At 48.9% G+C, this 16,435-nt stretch carries 16 protein-coding genes and 4 tRNA genes; 9 read left to right on the forward strand and 11 right to left on the reverse strand.

The window, feature by feature from the left end; translation table 11 throughout:
* Positions 1–2: 2 nt before the first annotated feature.
* Genes P253_RS12075 through P253_RS12095 form a run of 5 tightly spaced genes read left to right on the forward strand, consistent with a single transcriptional unit; the run spans position 3 to position 3,392 of the window.
* Positions 3–368 (forward strand): Na+/H+ antiporter subunit C, encoded by a 366-nt coding sequence (locus P253_RS12075; protein ID WP_005181802.1) that lies wholly within the window; start codon positions 3–5, stop codon positions 366–368.
* On the forward strand, positions 368–2,176 hold the full coding sequence (locus P253_RS12080) for a monovalent cation/H+ antiporter subunit D (protein ID WP_016659652.1): 1,809 nt from the start codon (positions 368–370) through the stop codon (positions 2,174–2,176). Before P253_RS12075 ends, P253_RS12080 begins: the two co-directional genes overlap by 1 nt.
* Positions 2,177–2,178: 2 nt before the next feature.
* A complete protein-coding gene (locus tag P253_RS12085; protein ID WP_005181800.1) occupies positions 2,179–2,700 on the forward strand; it encodes a Na+/H+ antiporter subunit E in 522 nt (173 codons plus the stop codon).
* On the forward strand, positions 2,697–2,972 hold the full coding sequence (locus P253_RS12090; protein ID WP_005181799.1) for a monovalent cation/H+ antiporter subunit F: 276 nt from the start codon (positions 2,697–2,699) through the stop codon (positions 2,970–2,972). The genes P253_RS12085 and P253_RS12090 overlap by 4 nt, the downstream gene beginning before the upstream one ends.
* A 9-nt stretch (positions 2,973–2,981) precedes the next feature.
* Positions 2,982–3,392 (forward strand): Na+/H+ antiporter subunit G, encoded by a 411-nt coding sequence (locus P253_RS12095; protein ID WP_016659653.1) that lies wholly within the window; start codon positions 2,982–2,984, stop codon positions 3,390–3,392.
* 201 nt (positions 3,393–3,593) lie between these two features.
* Here the strand turns inward: P253_RS12095 and P253_RS12100 are convergent, their stop codons facing one another.
* From P253_RS12100 to tpiA, 10 genes are all read right to left on the reverse strand, one after another.
* The gene (locus P253_RS12100; protein WP_005181793.1) at positions 3,594–3,998 is read right to left on the reverse strand and encodes a ribosome-binding factor A; all 405 of its coding nucleotides are present in this window, start codon (positions 3,996–3,998) and stop codon (positions 3,594–3,596) included.
* Positions 3,998–6,718, reverse strand: coding sequence for a translation initiation factor IF-2 (gene infB / locus P253_RS12105; RefSeq protein WP_005181788.1), 2,721 nt, complete (start codon positions 6,716–6,718; stop codon positions 3,998–4,000). The genes P253_RS12100 and infB overlap by 1 nt, the downstream gene beginning before the upstream one ends.
* Positions 6,719–6,728: 10 nt before the next feature.
* Positions 6,729–8,213 carry a transcription termination factor NusA gene (gene nusA, locus P253_RS12110; protein WP_005181786.1) on the reverse strand — a complete coding sequence of 495 codons (1,485 nt, stop codon included), beginning with the start codon at positions 8,211–8,213 and terminating at the stop codon, positions 6,729–6,731.
* 32 nt (positions 8,214–8,245) lie between these two features.
* Complete coding sequence (gene rimP / locus P253_RS12115) at positions 8,246–8,770, reverse strand: ribosome maturation factor RimP (protein WP_005181784.1); 525 nt, start codon at positions 8,768–8,770, stop codon at positions 8,246–8,248.
* 228 nt (positions 8,771–8,998) lie between these two features.
* Positions 8,999–9,075, reverse strand: a tRNA-Met gene (locus tag P253_RS12120).
* A gap of 143 nt (positions 9,076–9,218) precedes the next feature.
* Positions 9,219–9,295: transfer RNA gene (locus P253_RS12125), tRNA-Met, on the reverse strand.
* Positions 9,296–9,372: 77 nt separating this feature from the next.
* Positions 9,373–9,449, reverse strand: a tRNA-Met gene (locus tag P253_RS12130).
* Positions 9,450–9,500: 51 nt separating this feature from the next.
* Positions 9,501–9,585: transfer RNA gene (locus P253_RS12135), tRNA-Leu, on the reverse strand.
* Between the two features lie 53 nt (positions 9,586–9,638).
* Positions 9,639–9,968 (reverse strand): preprotein translocase subunit SecG, encoded by a 330-nt coding sequence (gene secG / locus P253_RS12140; protein WP_016659654.1) that lies wholly within the window; start codon positions 9,966–9,968, stop codon positions 9,639–9,641.
* Between the two features lie 13 nt (positions 9,969–9,981).
* Positions 9,982–10,773, reverse strand: a complete 792-nt coding sequence (gene tpiA, locus P253_RS12145) for a triose-phosphate isomerase (RefSeq protein ID WP_005181780.1) — start codon at positions 10,771–10,773, stop codon at positions 9,982–9,984.
* Positions 10,774–11,061: 288 nt separating this feature from the next.
* On the opposite strand from tpiA, the gene pilB reads away from it, so the two are divergent.
* The 4 genes from pilB to coaE are packed head-to-tail and all read left to right on the forward strand — an operon-like array spanning position 11,062 to position 15,504.
* A complete protein-coding gene (pilB, locus tag P253_RS12150; protein WP_016659655.1) occupies positions 11,062–12,768 on the forward strand; it encodes a type IV-A pilus assembly ATPase PilB in 1,707 nt (568 codons plus the stop codon).
* Between the two features lie 30 nt (positions 12,769–12,798).
* A complete protein-coding gene (locus tag P253_RS12155) occupies positions 12,799–14,025 on the forward strand; it encodes a type II secretion system F family protein (RefSeq protein WP_016659656.1) in 1,227 nt (408 codons plus the stop codon).
* Positions 14,025–14,885: a prepilin peptidase gene (locus P253_RS12160; RefSeq protein ID WP_005181774.1), complete on the forward strand. Its 861-nt coding sequence runs from the start codon at positions 14,025–14,027 to the stop codon at positions 14,883–14,885. The genes P253_RS12155 and P253_RS12160 overlap by 1 nt, the downstream gene beginning before the upstream one ends.
* 10 nt (positions 14,886–14,895) lie before the next feature.
* Positions 14,896–15,504, forward strand: a complete 609-nt coding sequence (gene coaE / locus P253_RS12165) for a dephospho-CoA kinase (protein ID WP_005181773.1) — start codon at positions 14,896–14,898, stop codon at positions 15,502–15,504.
* Here the strand turns inward: coaE and P253_RS12170 are convergent.
* On the reverse strand, positions 15,501–16,421 hold the full coding sequence (locus P253_RS12170; protein WP_016659657.1) for a DMT family transporter: 921 nt from the start codon (positions 16,419–16,421) through the stop codon (positions 15,501–15,503). The genes coaE and P253_RS12170 overlap by 4 nt on opposite strands.
* Positions 16,422–16,435 lie beyond the last annotated feature (14 nt).

Raw genomic sequence — 16,435 nt, forward strand, 5'->3', positions numbered from 1 at the left:
GCATGATTAGTATCGAATTTTTAGTCGCAACCTCTGTAGGTTTACTGGTCGCCACCGGCGTGTACCTGATCTTAAGGGCACGTACCTTTCCGGTGGTACTGGGCCTGGCCATGATTGGTTATGCAGTCAATATTTTCCTGTTCGCCATGGGCCGGATTCAGCTGAATGCACCGGCCATTTTAACCACGGCGGTGCAATCCACTGACCCTTTACCGCAAGCGCTGGTGCTGACTGCTATTGTAATTGGCTTTGCTACCACCGCCTTTGTGGTGCAACTGGCCTTACGCAGCCGTTATGAATCGGGAACCGACCATGTGGATGCCAAAGATGATCCTGCTTTACTTGACCCACGTGAGGATGAGCCATAATGCATGACTTTATCCAATTATGGGCGCAACACACTCCTATTCTCAGCATCCTGCTGCCGGCTTTTACCGGTTTTATTCTGGTGCTGCTGGGCAACCCGGGTTCGGGTTCGCTGTCGTATGACTGGCGCCAGCCGTGGCGTCGTGGCATCAGCCTGATTTCGACTATTCTCGGACTGGGCTTGGCGATCAGCTATCTGATGCTGGCCAAAACCGGCCAGATTACTGTCTACAACCTGTCAGAATGGTCGGCTCCATTCGGGATTGTACTGGTGCTGGATCAGCTGTCTGCACTAATGCTGGTACTGACCTACGGTCTGGCCTTGCCAGTGCTATGGTTCGCCTGCCAGCAATGGGATGAACGTGGTCGCTATTTTCATGCCATGTTCCATTTCCTGATGATGGGCTTGTGCGGGGCTTTCCTCACCGGCGATTTATTTAACCTGTTCGTATTTTTTGAAGTGCTGCTGCTGGCTTCATATGTACTCTTGCTGCACAGTCAGGGCAAACCGCGCTTTCAGCTTGGGGTGCATTATGTCACCATCAACCTGCTGGCTTCAGCACTGTTCCTGATTGGTCTGGGTATGATTTACGGCAGTGTCGGCAGCCTCAACATGGCCGATGTGGCCCGTTTAATACCGACGCTGGCAGAAGATCAGCATCGTCTGGCGGTGGTCGGCGGCTTGATCCTGTTTATTGTGTTCGGGATTAAAGCGGCGATGCTGCCGGTCGGCTTCTGGTTACCGAAAACCTATGCCGTAGCAGCTACCCCTGTGGCGGCGATTTTTACCATTATGACCAAGGTCGGGATTTATGCGATTTTAAGGGTCAATGGGACGGTCTTTGATGATGAACTGAGCCAGAAAATTCTCAGCAACTGGTTATTGCCAATTGGCCTGATTACCTCGCTGTATGGCGTCATCGGCGCAATTGGGGCAGAACGCTTACGCCGTTTTGTCGGTTTTATGATGCTGTCGTCGATTGGCACCATCCTGATTGCGATTGCCCTGTTTAGCACCCAGGCCTGGACGGCAGCGCTGTATTACTTGGTACACAGTACCTTAATTGCCGCGGCCTTCTATCTGTTCTGCGGCTGGGTCACGGCGCAGCGCGGTGAATTTAAGGATCACTTTAATATCGCCCCGCAAATGAAACAGCATAAAGTGATGTCTATTATCTATCTGCTGATTGCACTGATGATTGCCGGCCTGCCGCCTTTTAGTGGCTTCCTCGGTAAAGTGTTCTTGTTACAGGCCACCGCTGATGCGCCTTATCAGGGCATTATTATTGCGGTGGTGCTGCTAGTTGGTTTACTCAGTATTCTGGCCCTGACCCGGGTTGGCTTTATCCTGTTCTGGCGCGCATCGCGTCCGGAAGATGATCCGGACAATGACGCCTATCACAGCTACCAGGCCCTCCCAGCCAAGGCCCCGAAAGGCAATGACAAGGCCATTTACCTGTTATTGGCGGCACTGGTGGCTTATGTGGTTTTTGCCAATCCAATCCAGCGTTATGCCTTTAGCACGGCCCAGCAAATGCAGAACAACCGTCTGTATGAAATGGCGGTGTTAAAGCAGGATGAAACCGGCCAGGTGATTAGCGTCCAGCCTTATGATCCAAACTATTTGCCAGAAACCAAATACAGTGGTGAAAAACCGGACCCGAATGCCAAGCTGATTCCGTATGTAATCAGTCCAAATACACTGGAAGGTGAGCATATTTCGGACTATAAACAACGTCAGATCAATCAGCAGATTGAGCAGGACGCCGCCAGCGACGACCTGCCACAACTTAAACCTATGGAGCCATAACTATGCAAAAGACATCGTTTTGGGATATCTGGCTGCCACATCCCTTTGTTTCGGTGATTGTGGCCATTAGCTGGTTGTTACTGGCACATAGTGTTTCTGCCGGCAATCTGCTGATGGCATTGATCCTGAGTATCCTGATTCCACTGATGGTCAAACCGTTTATTGCCCGCACCCCGAATATCCACTGGGTGCCGGCCTTTAAACTGTTCTGGGTGGTGGTCTGGGATATTATCCTGTCCAATATCCGCGTCGCCAAACAGGTGCTGGGACCCACCGATGCGCTGCATCCGAAATGGTTCCGTGTACCGCTGGAGACCGAGCATGAACAGGTCAACACCTTGCTGGCGATGATCATTACCACCACGCCAGGGACGGTCACGGCCGGTATTGACCAGGACCGCGGCGATATTCTGGTGCATGCCTTAAGTACCGATGATGAAGAAGCTGAAATTGCTCTGATCAAGAGCCGTTATGAACAGCCGCTGATTGAAATCTTTAACGTCAAGACAGGAGCGGCCTCATGATGATATTGCCTTATGCGCTCGGCATCTGCCTGATTGCCATTGCCGGCTCGATGTTTATGTGCCTGATTCGCCTGATTATGGGACCGTCAATTGTCGATCGTCTGCTGGCGCTGGATACCCTGTTTTTAAATGCGACCTGTCTGATTGTGGTACTGGGCATTTACTGGACCAGCACTTCACTGTTTGAAGGTGCGTTACTGGTGGCAATGCTGGGCTTTGTTTCAACCGCTGCCCTGGCCCGTTACTTCACCTCTGGCCACGTGATTGATTAGGAGAACAGCATGCAACTGATGATGGAAATCCTGGTCTCAATTTTCCTGTTAATCGGCACCTTCTTTATGCTGGTTGGCGGGATTGGCATGATTCGTCTGCCGGACCTGTTTATGCGCCTGCATGCCCCGACCAAGTCCAGTACCTTAGGTCTGGGCAGCTTCCTGATTGCTGCCATTATTTATTCAGCTTATCTGGGTCGCTTCGGTTTTGCCGAAGTGCTGATTACCCTGTTTGCCTTTATTACCGCGCCGGTATCGGCCAACCTGATGGCACAGGCAGCCCTGCATTTACGTCTGCGCTCGATGAGTGGTGAAGTCCCAGAAACCCTGGAACGTCCGCTACCATGGCAGCGTAGCCGTCGCCGCGCCTTTACAGATCGTGAACCGCTGGGCAGAATCAAACCCTCTAAAGACGAATAAGTCTTCGCGTCATCTTCTAAAAAACCTGACCCGGATTGTTCCTGGTCAGGTTTTTTTATGTGCTGTCTCAACCCACTGCCCTTGCCTGATTGCAATCTTAAAGGGCTTGTTTCTGCTGGAAGATAAGCAAGTTAAGCAATTACGGATGACATAAAAAAAGCCACCCGAAGGTGGCTTTTTTGCATAGACCTGCTGGCCTACTTATTCTTCATCTTTTTTTGCATCGGCAGCTGGTAAATCTTTTACTGCTTCTGCAATCAGACCAAACATATAGTTACCGTAGGCATTGGTTTTGTCGTAATGGAAACGCAAACGCGGCGTAATCCGGGTCTTGATCCGACGGCTCAGCTCATGGCGCAGGAAACCGGAGGCTTTGTTAAGCACATCCAGGGTTTCCTTGTTTGCCGCTTCACTTTGCTCATCGCCAAGTTCACGACCCATTACGGTCACATACACTTCGGCATAGCCTAAATCTGGGCTGACTTTCACCGCCGAGATGGTCACCAGACCACCCAGACGTGGATCTTTCAGCTCCTGGCGGATCAGGTCGGACAACTCGCGTTGTACCGTATCTGCCATTCGCTTAAGACGCTGACTACCCGCCATTAAAGACTCCGTTTAATTAGTTGGACATCGTACACTTCAATCTTGTCTTGTACTTTGATGTCTTTATAGCCTTTGACTGCAAGACCACATTCCATACCAGCACGGACTTCTTCCACCACGTCTTTATAACGACGCAGAGATTCAAGTTCGCCCTGGAACACCACCACATCATCACGTAATACGCGAATCGGCTTGTTACGGTGTAAAGTACCTTCCAGTACCATACAGCCTGCTGCTGCACCGAACTTGCTTGAGTGGAATACTTCACGGACTTCCGCCACACCCAGAATCGTTTCACGGTGTTCTGGTGCCAGCTTGCCGCTCATCGCATCTTTCACGTCATCAATCAATTGATAGATGATCGAGTAGTAACGGATGTCGATACCGTCAGCATCGGCTTTTTGACGTGCAGTATTGTCGGCACGAACGTTAAAGCCCAGCAGTACCGCTTCTGAAGATTCAGCCAGCGTTACGTCAGATTCAGTGATCGCACCGACACCTGAACCAATCACACGGACTTTCACTTCATCCGTTGAAAGCTCGGCCAGTGCCACGTGTAATGCTTCCAGCGTACCACGTACGTCAGTTTTCAGTACCACATTCACAATCGGCACATCTTTCTTGCCCATAGACGCCATGATGTTCTCAAGACGCATTGCAGACTGACGCTCAAGACGTTTCTGACGTTCACGATCCATACGCGCATCAGCAACTTCACGCGCTTTCTTCTCGTCATTGACCACCAGTACTTCATCACCCGCCATTGGCGCTTCTGGCAGACCCAGAATTTCCACTGGAATTGATGGACCAGCAGACTTGATGCGTTTACCGTTTTCATCGGTCATGGCACGTACACGGCCATAAGATGAACCGGCAAGTACCAAGTCACCCACTTTCAGGGTACCGTTTTGAACCAGAATCGAGGTCACTGCACCACGGCCTTTATCAACACGTGCTTCAATCACCACACCTTGTGCTGCACCTTCTTCCGAGGCTTTCAATTCCATCATTTCTGCTTGAATTGAAATCAGGTCAAGTAATTCGTCAATGCCGGCACCGGTATGCGCGGAAACTTTCGCGACTGGAACATCACCGCCCCATTCTTCAGGCACGATTTCCTTGGTGGTTAATTCGTTCAGTACGCGGTCTGGATCAGCTGAATCTTTGTCCATCTTGTTGATGGCAACAATGATTGGCGTACCCGCTGCACGCGCATGGTCAATCGCTTCTGCAGTTTGTGGCATCACGCCATCATCTGCTGCAACCACCAACACCACGATATCAGTCGCTTTGGCACCACGTGAACGCATCGCGGTAAACGCGGCGTGACCCGGAGTATCTAGGAAGGTGATGATACCTTTGTCTGTTGTCACATGGTAAGCACCGATATGCTGGGTAATACCACCGGCTTCGCCTTGTGCCACTTTAGCACGGCGGATACGGTCAAGAAGCGAGGTTTTACCATGGTCAACGTGACCCATGATGGTAACAACAGGTGGACGCGTAGTTTGCTCACCACGTGCTTCTTCAGCCGCTTCCAGCAGGTTGTCTTCTGCCGCAGTTTCAGACACCAGCACCGGATTGTGGCCCATTTCTTCAACCACAAGCACCGCAGTATCCTGATCAATGGCCTGGTTTTGTGTGACCAGCTCACCCATCTTCATCAGGGTCTTGATTACTTCACGTACTTTAATTGCCATTTTCGCAGCCAAGTCAGCCACAATAATGGTTTCACCAATTTCTACATCATAAACCTGTTTTTTCACCGGTTTTTCAAAGCCATGCTTGTTGGCCTGACTGGTTTTTAAACCACGTTTATGCGAGTTGTCACGGAATGACTGTTCTTCACCACGACGGCCGCCTTTCTTCTGGCCACGGGTATCTTTGGTTCCGCCACCACGTTTGATTTCACGGTCTTCTTTGGCAAATGAATCTTCATACGCCTGACCCACCAGACCTGCGGCCAATGGTGAATCATCAATTACGCGAATGGTCGGTGCAGCATCATCAGATGAATACTTCGATGCCATTTTACGCATTTGCTCAAGGGTACGTTGCTGCGCTTCTTCAGCTGCCTTACGACGTGCAGCTTCTTCAGTCGCTTTCAACTGTGCTGCCTGTTCTTCACGGGCGCGTTTTTGCTCAGGCGTTTCAACCACTTTAACCTGGGCTTTCACCACTGGCTTGTTGGTTGATTTACGCTTCACCACCACAGCGGCTTTAGAAGTTTCCTGTTTGGCGGTTTCCTGTTTCGCAGCAGCACGCATTGCTTCTAAGGCCTGTTTGGCTTTAGATTCGCCTTTGCTGGCAGCTTCTGGCGCAGCTTTTGGCTTCGCCGGTTCACGGGCTTGCTGTTCAGCTGCTTTGGCTTCTGCTTCAGCCTGTGCTTTGGCCAAAGCTTCTGCTTTGATTTGCTCAGGGTCTGGCTTGACAAATGTATGCTTCTTGCGCACTTCTACATTAATTGTTTTCGCCTTACCTGACGTACTTGCCACTTTAGCAGTACTGGTAGTTTTACGTTTCAACGTGATTTGTCCTGCATTACCCGCATCTTGACCATGTACTTTTTTCAAGTGGGTCACGAGGGTATCTTGTTGTTCAGTGGAAATAATGTCGTCAGCTTTACGTTGCGGTAAACCTGCATCACGAACCTGCTCCAGGAGTTTCTCAACTGGACGTCCTACGCTGAGCGCTAACTCTTTAATCGTCTTGTCCGTCATACATTACCTCCTAGTTAAACCATGATTCGCGTGCTTTCATAATGAGTTGACCTGCTTTGTCAGCACCTAGACCTTCAATATCTGCGATATCGTCGGTGGCCTGGTCTGCCAAGTCATCAACGGTCACTACACCACGAGCAGCAAGCGCATAGGCGATCTCTTGTGTCATCCCTTCCATTGCCAGAAGTTCGTCACTCGGATCCTGAATATTTTCTTGCTGTTTTAACGCATCTGCCAAAGCCACTTCTTTGGCACGACTTTGCAATAATTCAACCAGCTCGGCATCAAGCTCAATTTCATCAAATGTTTCTGCTGGTACATAGGCAATCTCTTCCAGTGAAGTGAAGCCCATTTCAACCAGTGCCATCGCCAGGTCCTCTGCAATGTCCAAACGCGATACAAACATATCCAGATATTGCTGCGCTTCATTTTGCTGACGCGCGTAATATTCTTCTTCCAGCATCATGTCCAGTTTATAACCGGTCAGTTCAGATGCCAGACGTACGTTTTGACCTTGTGAACCAATGGCACGGGCCAATTGATCGCTGGTGGCAAAAATAATGTCAGCAGTACGTGCATCTTCATCAATCACGATACTCGATACATCAGCCGGCTCTAAAGCGCTGGCAATGTACTGTGCCGGATCATCTGACCACACCACCACATCAATACGTTCACCATTAAGTTCCTGCTGGACTGCCTGGATACGCGTACCACGCATACCAATACATGCACCAACCGGATCAATACGATGATCGTTGGTTTTCACTGCAATCTTAGCACGAACGCCTGGTTGACGCGCAGCCGCCTTGATTTCAATGATTTCTTCAGAAATTTCAGGAATTTCTTTTTTCATTAACGCCATCAGCATTTCAGGTTTCGCACGTGACAATAGTAATTGCGCACCACGACCTTCACGGTTGACGTTAAATAAAATGGCATTCACGCGCTGTTTTGGACGCAGAATTTCCTTTGGAATCATTTCTTCACGTGCCAGATACGCTTCGGCATTGTCACCTAAATCAATGATAAAGCCATCTTTGGTCTGCTTTTTCACTTCACCGTAAATCAGCTCGCCCACTTTGGCTTCATAAGCATCGGCAACGAGTGCACGTTCTGCTTCACGAATTTTCTGAACAATTACCTGTTTGGCAATTTGCGCCGCAATACGACCGAAATCAATTGATTCCACTTCAAGTTCGCGAATGTCACCAATTGACCACTGCGCCGGATCGACATCAGAAATCGCATCCTGACATGCTGGCATTTCATGATCTTCATCCGCCACCACTTCCCATTGACGGAAAGTACGGTAGTCACCTGTTTTACGGTCGATTTCTACACGTAAACGTGCTTCTTCCGCATTTGTGCCTTCGTAAAATTTCTTTTTCGTCGCAGCAACAAGAGCCTGCTCTAGCGCCTCAAAGATTGCTTCACGACTTACACCTTTTTCGTTACTAACCGTTTCAACGACGGTAAGAATTTCGCGTGCCATAAGTCACCTATTTTAGATTCTTATTTATTGAATTAATCTTGATAAACCAGATTGGCCTTATCGATATTGTGGCTGTCAATTTCCAGCACTTGCTGTTTTTCAACTTCAACCTGAATGGTTTCATTTTCAAGGTCAACTGCCACCAGTTTCGCCTGGAATTTACGACGGTTTTCTACCGCGCTAATCAAACGCAAGGCAATGGTCTGGCCAATATAGGCAGGAAGCTGTTCCAGCTGGAAAAACGGACGATCCCAACCTGGTGAAGACACTTCGAGTGCATATTCACCTGAGATCGGATCATGAACGTCCAAAATGGCGCCCACTTGCTGAGTCACGCGCACACAATCCTGTACGCCTACACCACGACCCTGCTCGAGTTCACCGTCTTCATTCAGGACCGGTGCGGCATTTTCATCAACCGCTTTGTCGATATAAATACGCAATAGTGAGCGTTTACCTTGTGGCAGGAATTCAATTCCCCACAAATCTACATCACAGGCTGCAACTGCGGGTGCAATCAAGTCCTGGAGTGCCTGGGTTTTATTTGATAGCTTCATTTACTCTCGTCATATGGGTGCGATTCAATGGCCTGATCTGACCACTACAGTCTCATTCAAGCTATAGTAGTAGTGAAACATGACACTTGAGTTTATGCCGTATCCGGCTCATATCGACACTACACGATAGCCAATAAAAAAGGGCGTAAATCGCCCCTATTATTACACAGAAAAACCAATGTCCACTGTGCAAAAAGGCCCACCTTGTTGTGAGCCTCTTAAGAAACTTGGTAGCGGGAGCTGGATTTGAACCAACGACCTTCGGGTTATGAGCCCGACGAGCTACCAGACTGCTCCATCCCGCATCAACGTGCAAAAATTATATACAAAATATGCGCAATTTTCAATGAAAATCGTATGTCCTGTATATGGCGTTATTTATCGCTGAAGAATGAGTAACAAGCGTCAGATTCAACCAACATGAAATATATTACTCAACCATTAAAAATGGTAGCGGGAGCTGGATTTGAACCAACGACCTTCGGGTTATGAGCCCGACGAGCTACCAGACTGCTCCATCCCGCATCAGCGTACAAATAACTCTTCTCAGCTCAAGAAACTTAAGCCGCCTTTTAAAGTTTGCATCTTTAAAAAGGATTGATTGGTAGCGGGAGCTGGATTTGAACCAACGACCTTCGGGTTATGAGCCCGACGAGCTACCAGACTGCTCCATCCCGCATCAACAGAAGTTTTGCTGCATACACCAAACTTATGTTCTGGATTATAAGTTTGGTGCGGAAGGGGGGACTTGAACCCCCACGCCCGAAAGCACTACCACCTCAAGGTAGCGTGTCTACCAATTCCACCACCACCGCAGCTGTGACGCATTCTAGTCGCATCACCGCGAAAAATAAAGGCCTAATTGCAATTATTCGCCAGTTTGAGGTGTAGTTGGTGAAGAATCAGGCAATGTTGCCGGCACGGTTGTGGTCGCCGGAATTGATTTTAAACTGTAGGCATCGGTGGTTTGCTGTTTGGCAAATACCGCCAGGGTCAGACTGGTGATAAAGAACAAAGCCGTTAAAATTCCAGTCAAACGGGTCATAAAATTACCCGAACCAGAGGCACCAAATACGGTCGCCGCACCGCCGCCACCAAAAGAAGCACCAGCATCTGCCCCTTTGCCGTGCTGAACCAGAATCAGCACAATCATCAAGACGGCTAAAATAATATGTACTACCAGCACAAAAGTTTGCATGCTGAACTCCTAATTATTGTGTATTGGCAAAGGCCTGCGCAATTTGATGGAACGATGCTGCATTTAAAGAAGCACCGCCGACCAGCGCGCCATTAATATCTGGGCAGGCTGCTAACTCTACTGCATTTTCCGGCTTAACACTACCACCGTACAGAATAGCCATTTGCGGACCATAGCTGGTCAGCTGGGTCAGACCTTCACGAATTTTGGCATGCATGGCCTGCGCATCTTCAGGCGAAGCGGTTTTACCAGTACCAATGGCCCAGATTGGCTCATAGGCAATTACAATATTCTGCCACTGCTCTGCCTCGACCACTGCCGCAATGTCACAAATCTGCTGTAACACCACCTGCTCGGCCTGGCCACTTTCACGCTGCTGCAGGCTTTCACCGACACAGTAAATTACGGTCAGACCGGCTGCCAGTGCATTTTGAATTTTTGCATTTAGAATTTGCACATTTTCAGCAAAAATTTCACGGCGTTCTGAATGACCGACCAGTACAAAGCCAATCTGGCTGTCTTTTAATAGCTCGGCACTCACCTCACCAGTATAAGCACCTAAACCAGCAATACGTGAAACATCTTGTGCCACGGTATACACCGGACGTACCGCAGTTTTCAGCTGTTCCTGAACACTGCCCAATGCGATTGCAACTGGCGCAACCCCTAAATGACACTGTGCGGCATCAATGGCCTGCTGTTCTAATAATGTTTTAAATTCTGAAACCAGCTGTTGCGCTTCTGCTTGCACTGGGTTCATTTTCCAATTGCCAATCACCCAAGGCGTAATCGCCGAACCCGACATACAATACCTATTCAAATACCTATGTTTCAATCGCGCACATTCTACACGTAAATCGATTCAGGACAGAACAATTTGTTGCGGCATTTTTAGATTTGCAGTCTAAATAGGCCCATCTGAACATCGGCTTAACAAAAATCTTTGCCGATTAATTGCGACTGGTTCATGCTTTTAGGGGATACTTAGGTGGTGACATCATTTTCAGATATGGTATTTTTATGCAACAAAAGTATAATTTTGTGATACCAATTATAAACAAACTTTTTTGATTTTTTTTAAGGACGTTGGGGAATGTCAGTACAACAAGCAATGCCTAGATTTACAGGTTTTATTCGGCGACTGGTCGAAGAAGGGCTTGTGACGGCTGAAAATATGCAGCAAGCCATTGTCGCGGCGAAAAAAGCCGAGACCGATATTGTGCCGTATTTAATTCAGCAGTTGCAGATTTCACCGCTGACCATTGCTGAAAAAATTTCCTATGAATTTGGTGAACCGATTTTTGACTTGGCGGTGTACGATTCGCGTCTGATTGTACGTGAAGGTCTAGATGAAAAACTGTTCACCAAATACCGAATTCTGCCCATTTTCCGACGTCACAATCAGCTTTATATTGCTACCAGTAACCCAACCAATATCGAAGCCATTGATGCGATCCGCTTTAACAGCAAGCTGAATATTGAAGTGGTGATTGTTGAGCATGACAAGCTGGAACGGCTGATTGAACAGAACTTTACCGAAGACAGCACCTTTGACTTTGATGAAGACTTTGATCTAGAAGTTGGCGACAATGCTCCCGAAACACAAGAAGATAACGATGAGCCACAAGGCGATGAAGCCCCAATCGTCAAATATATTAACAAGTTACTGGTCGATGCAATCCGTATGGGCGCCTCGGATTTACACTTCGAGCCTTATGAAAAAAGCTACCGGGTCCGTTACCGGATTGACGGCGTACTGCGCCAGATTGCCAATCCTCCGTTACAGCTGGCCACACGGCTCGCCTCACGTTTAAAAGTCATGTCACAAATGGACATCTCGGAAAAACGTATTCCGCAGGATGGCCGGATCAAGCTCAAGCTGTCAAAAAACAAAGCCATCGACTTCCGTGTCAACTCACTGCCCACCCTGTTCGGGGAAAAAATTGTACTGCGTATTCTCGATCCATCTAGTGCCATGCTGGGAATTGATGCACTCGGTTATGAACCGGAGCAAAAAGAGCTGTTTATGGAGGCGCTGGACAAACCACAAGGCATGTTGCTGATCACCGGCCCGACCGGTTCCGGTAAAACCGTATCTTTATATACCGGCTTAAACATTCTCAACCGCGAAGACACCAATATTTCTACCGCCGAAGATCCGGTGGAAATTAACCTGGAAGGCATCAATCAGGTCAACGTCAACCCGAAAGTGGGTCTGACCTTTGCCGCAGCACTAAAATCATTCCTGCGCCAGGATCCGGATATTGTCATGGTCGGTGAGATCCGTGATCTGGAAACTGCAGAGATTGCCATTAAAGCCGCACAAACCGGTCACATGGTCATGTCGACGCTGCACACCAACAGTGCACCCGAAACCCTGACCCGTTTACGCAACATGGGCGTCCCCTCATTTAACATCGCCACCTCGGTGAACCTGGTGATTGCCCAGCGTCTGGCACGTCGTCTCTGCCAGAAATGCAAGGCCCCGGTGGAGATTCCACGCCAGAGCCTCTTGGAACTCGGTTTTACCGAAGAAGATTTAAACCAGCCAGAGTTCCAGCTGTATCAGCCGGTTGGCTGCCCGGAATGTCGTGAAGGTTATAAAGGCCGTGTCGGGGTCTATGAAGTAATGAAAGTCACCCCGGAAATCTCACGCATTATTATGGAAGATGGTAATGCCTTGCAAATTGCAGCAGCCTCGGCAAAATCCGGGTTTAACAATTTACGCCGTTCAGGATTAATCAAGGTCATGCAGGGGGTCACTTCTTTACAGGAAGTGAATCGTGTGACCAGCGAATAGATGAAGCATTTAAAATAAGGATAAACACGCATGGCTGTCAAAAAAGCACAGATGATGCCCACCTTTATTTATGAAGGGATTGACCGCAAAGGGGCAAAACTTAAAGGGGAACTGCCAGCACGTAATATGGCGCTGGCCAAGGTCACGTTGCGCAAGCAAGGGATCACCATCAAAACCATCCGCCAGAAGAAGAAAAATATTCTTGAAGGCTTGATGAAGAAAAAAGTCTCGACCCTGGACATCACGATTTTTACCCGCCAGCTGGCGACCATGATGAAAGCCGGTGTACCGCTGGTGCAAAGCTTTGAAATTGTGGCTGAAGGTCTGGAAAACCCGGCCATGCGTGAAGTGGTATTGGGGATTAAAGGCGAAGTCGAAGGGGGCAATACCTTTGCTGGTGCACTGCGTAAATATCCGCAACATTTCGATAATCTGTTTTGCTCGCTGGTTGAATCGGGTGAACAGTCGGGTGCTCTAGAAACTATGCTGGACCGGGTAGCGATCTATAAAGAAAAGAGCGAATTACTCAAACAAAAAATCAAGAAAGCCATGAAATACCCGGCAACGGTGATTGTGGTGGCGGTGATTGTCACCATTATCCTGATGGTCAAAGTGGTACCGGTGTTTGAAGAACTCTTCACCTCTTTTGGTGCCGACTTACCAGCCTTCACCAAAATGGTGGTGAATATGTCGCAGTGGACCCAGAAATACTGGTTTGTGTTGATTATTGTGGTCGGCTTTGCGATTGCAGCTTTTCTGGAAGCCAAGAAACGCAGCAAGAAATTCCGTGACCTGCTGGACAAAGCCGCCCTGAGAGCACCAATTTTTGGTGATCTGGTGTATAAGGCGATTATCGCGCGTTATAGTCGTACCCTGGCCACCACCTTTGCTGCCGGTGTTCCCTTAATTGATGCACTGGAATCCACTGCCGGCGCCACCAACAACGTGGTTTATGAAGAAGCAGTAATGAAAATCCGTGAAGATGTCGCCACCGGTCAGCAGTTGCAGTTTGCCATGCGGGTCACGGATAAATTCCCATCCATGGCCGTGCAGATGGTTGCGATTGGTGAAGAATCCGGTGCGCTGGATGCGATGCTGGATAAAGTCGCTACTCACTACGAAAACGAAGTCGATAACGCCGTCGATGGCTTAACCTCGATGATGGAACCACTGATTATGGCCGTTCTCGGGATTCTGGTCGGCGGTCTGGTGGTCGCGATGTATCTCCCAATCTTCCAAATGGGCTCTGTGGTTTAATGCAAGAATTCATTCATTATCTGATTCAACACCCAACTGCGCTGTATTTCGTAGTTGGGATTTTTAGTTTATGTATTGGCAGTTTTCTGAATGTGGTGATTTACCGCACGCCAAAAATGATGGAACAGGAATGGCGCAATGACTGTCAAATGCTGCTGCATCCTGAACAGGCCATCATTGATGAAAGCAAAATCAGCCTCAGTCAGCCAGCCTCGACCTGTCCGAAATGCCACAGCCCGATTCGCTGGTATCAGAATATTCCAGTAATCAGCTGGCTGCTTCTACGTGGCAAATGTGGCCAATGCCAAAACCCGATCAGTATTCGTTATCCTTTTATTGAACTGCTGACCGCAGTGTGTGCCTTAACCGTAGTCGCGGTTTTTGGCCCGACCCTGCAAATGCTGTTTGGCCTGGTGTTGACCTATGTGTTAATTGCCCTGACCTTTATTGATTTTGACACCCAGCTGCTGCCTGACCGCTATACCCTCCCCCTGGCTGCACTCGGCTTGGGGGTGAACAGCTATGCCCTGTACACCTCCGCTAGCTCTGCCATTTGGGGATATATCATTGGCTTTTTATGTCTGTGGGTGGTGTATTACCTGTTTAAGCTGGTGACTGGCAAAGAAGGTATGGGCTATGGCGATTTTAAATTGCTGGCCGCCTTAGGTGCCTGGATGGGCCCGCTGATGCTGCCGCTGATTGTGTTGCTATCTTCTCTGGTTGGTGCAATCATTGGCATTATTTTGCTGAAAATCCGCAAAGAGAACCAGCCTTTTGCCTTTGGCCCTTATATTGCCATTGCCGGCTGGATCGCCTTTTTGTGGGGTGATGCAATCATGAAGCTTTATTTAGGTCAATAAGGACAACAGGATGACATTTGTTTTGGGTTTAACTGGCGGCATTGGCAGCGGTAAATCGGCAGCAAGTCACTGGTTTGAAACCCAAGGCATTGTGGTGGTCGATGCAGATGTGGTGGCACGTGAAGTGGTTGAGCCAGGCCAGCCGGCCCTGACCCAGATTCATCAGGCCTTTGGCGACTGGGTCCTGCTCAATGGCGAGCTCAACCGCCGTGCCTTACGCGAGCATATTTTTAAAGAACCGGCAGCACGCAAAACCCTGGAAGCGATTACCCATCCGGCCATTCGCCAGTCGATCATCCAGCAGTTACAGGCAGCCCGCAGTGCCTATGTGGTGCTGGTGTCTCCACTGTTATTTGAAAGCAACCAGCATGAACTGACCCAGCGCAACCTGTTAATTGATGCCTCTGAAGAACTGCAGATTCAACGCGCCTCACAACGCGATGGACAAAGTATCGAACAAATTCGCAAGATTATTCAGGTACAGATGTCACGCGCAGACAAACGCCAGCGGGCAGATGATATCGTGCTGAATGATGGTCATCTGGAGCATCTCTATGCCCAGCTTCAACCCTTACATCAACACTATCTGACTTTGGCGCAACAGCAGCAGTCGGTTTAAGACGGCTTGTTTTGTCGTTCGATTTGCTGGCTTAAGCTGTCTTTCCGGCCCCACCAGCGCCAAGGCTGTAATGCCCCAATGCCCATACCAAGCAGACCACAAACAATCGCCAGACTCAAAGGCTCATTCAGTAGCGGCACCGCCAGAATAGCAGCAATAAACGGTGCCAAGGTCACAATACTGCCAGCCTTAAAAGCACCTAAACGCTTAATCGCTTCGACATAGCTGAGCGTGGCAATAATCACCACAAAAATTCCATGAAACAGGGTCTGACCAATTAAATGCAGTGGTTCAGGACCACTCAGGTTTTTCGGAAAAAATAGCCAATAAATAGGTACATACACCAAAGCTGACCAGATGGCTACACTGGCCATAGAATGCCAGGCCGACAGCTTCCATTGCCGCAACAGCACCGTAAAGACGCCCCACCATAAGGCACTCAGGAAAAACAGCAGATCGCCAAAACCGAAAGCGACACCGGTTTCCTGATACATCAGCAGACTCATGGCAGCAATCGCCAGCAGCATGATCAATACGCTAATCCAGGTATGCCGGTCAAAGGGCTGTCGAAACAGCAACCAGGCTGCCAGCGCGGTACACAAGGGAATACAGCCATTTAAGAAAATCGCCGCATGCGCCGCTGGCACAAAATGAAATGCACTATAAGCCGTCAGGCAGTAACCGACCCCGCCAATCATCGCCAGGATAAAGGACTGTCTAGTCCATAAAAATGCCGTATCTTTGCGATACAGCAAAACCGGCATCAGCAAGCAAAAGGCCAGCATAAAACGCAAGGCCACCAGATCCCAAGCACTAATGCCCCACAGGGCACTTAAACGGGTACTCAGGGTAAAGCCACCCCAAATACACATGGTGATGGCCAGTAACAGATAGCCTTGCTGACGCGCGTTGATCATTAAGATGGAAAGAG

The organism is Acinetobacter indicus CIP 110367 (assembly GCF_000488255.1).
GTDB lineage: Bacteria > Pseudomonadota > Gammaproteobacteria > Pseudomonadales > Moraxellaceae > Acinetobacter > Acinetobacter indicus.

Coding starts and splice junctions, on each gene's coding strand:
- P253_RS12075 (WP_005181802.1), top strand. CDS start 3: ATGATTAGTATCGAATTTTTAGTCGCAACCTCTGTAGGTTTACTGGTC.
- P253_RS12080 (WP_016659652.1), top strand. CDS start 368: ATGCATGACTTTATCCAATTATGGGCGCAACACACTCCTATTCTCAGC.
- P253_RS12085 (WP_005181800.1), top strand. CDS start 2,179: ATGCAAAAGACATCGTTTTGGGATATCTGGCTGCCACATCCCTTTGTT.
- P253_RS12090 (WP_005181799.1), top strand. CDS start 2,697: ATGATGATATTGCCTTATGCGCTCGGCATCTGCCTGATTGCCATTGCC.
- P253_RS12095 (WP_016659653.1), top strand. CDS start 2,982: ATGCAACTGATGATGGAAATCCTGGTCTCAATTTTCCTGTTAATCGGC.
- P253_RS12100 (WP_005181793.1), bottom strand. CDS start 3,998: ATGGCGGGTAGTCAGCGTCTTAAGCGAATGGCAGATACGGTACAACGC.
- infB (WP_005181788.1), bottom strand. CDS start 6,718: ATGACGGACAAGACGATTAAAGAGTTAGCGCTCAGCGTAGGACGTCCA.
- nusA (WP_005181786.1), bottom strand. CDS start 8,213: ATGGCACGCGAAATTCTTACCGTCGTTGAAACGGTTAGTAACGAAAAA.
- rimP (WP_005181784.1), bottom strand. CDS start 8,770: ATGAAGCTATCAAATAAAACCCAGGCACTCCAGGACTTGATTGCACCC.
- secG (WP_016659654.1), bottom strand. CDS start 9,968: ATGCAAACTTTTGTGCTGGTAGTACATATTATTTTAGCCGTCTTGATG.
- tpiA (WP_005181780.1), bottom strand. CDS start 10,773: ATGTCGGGTTCGGCGATTACGCCTTGGGTGATTGGCAATTGGAAAATG.
- pilB (WP_016659655.1), top strand. CDS start 11,062: ATGTCAGTACAACAAGCAATGCCTAGATTTACAGGTTTTATTCGGCGA.
- P253_RS12155 (WP_016659656.1), top strand. CDS start 12,799: ATGGCTGTCAAAAAAGCACAGATGATGCCCACCTTTATTTATGAAGGG.
- P253_RS12160 (WP_005181774.1), top strand. CDS start 14,025: ATGCAAGAATTCATTCATTATCTGATTCAACACCCAACTGCGCTGTAT.
- coaE (WP_005181773.1), top strand. CDS start 14,896: ATGACATTTGTTTTGGGTTTAACTGGCGGCATTGGCAGCGGTAAATCG.
- P253_RS12170 (WP_016659657.1), bottom strand. CDS start 16,421: ATGATCAACGCGCGTCAGCAAGGCTATCTGTTACTGGCCATCACCATG.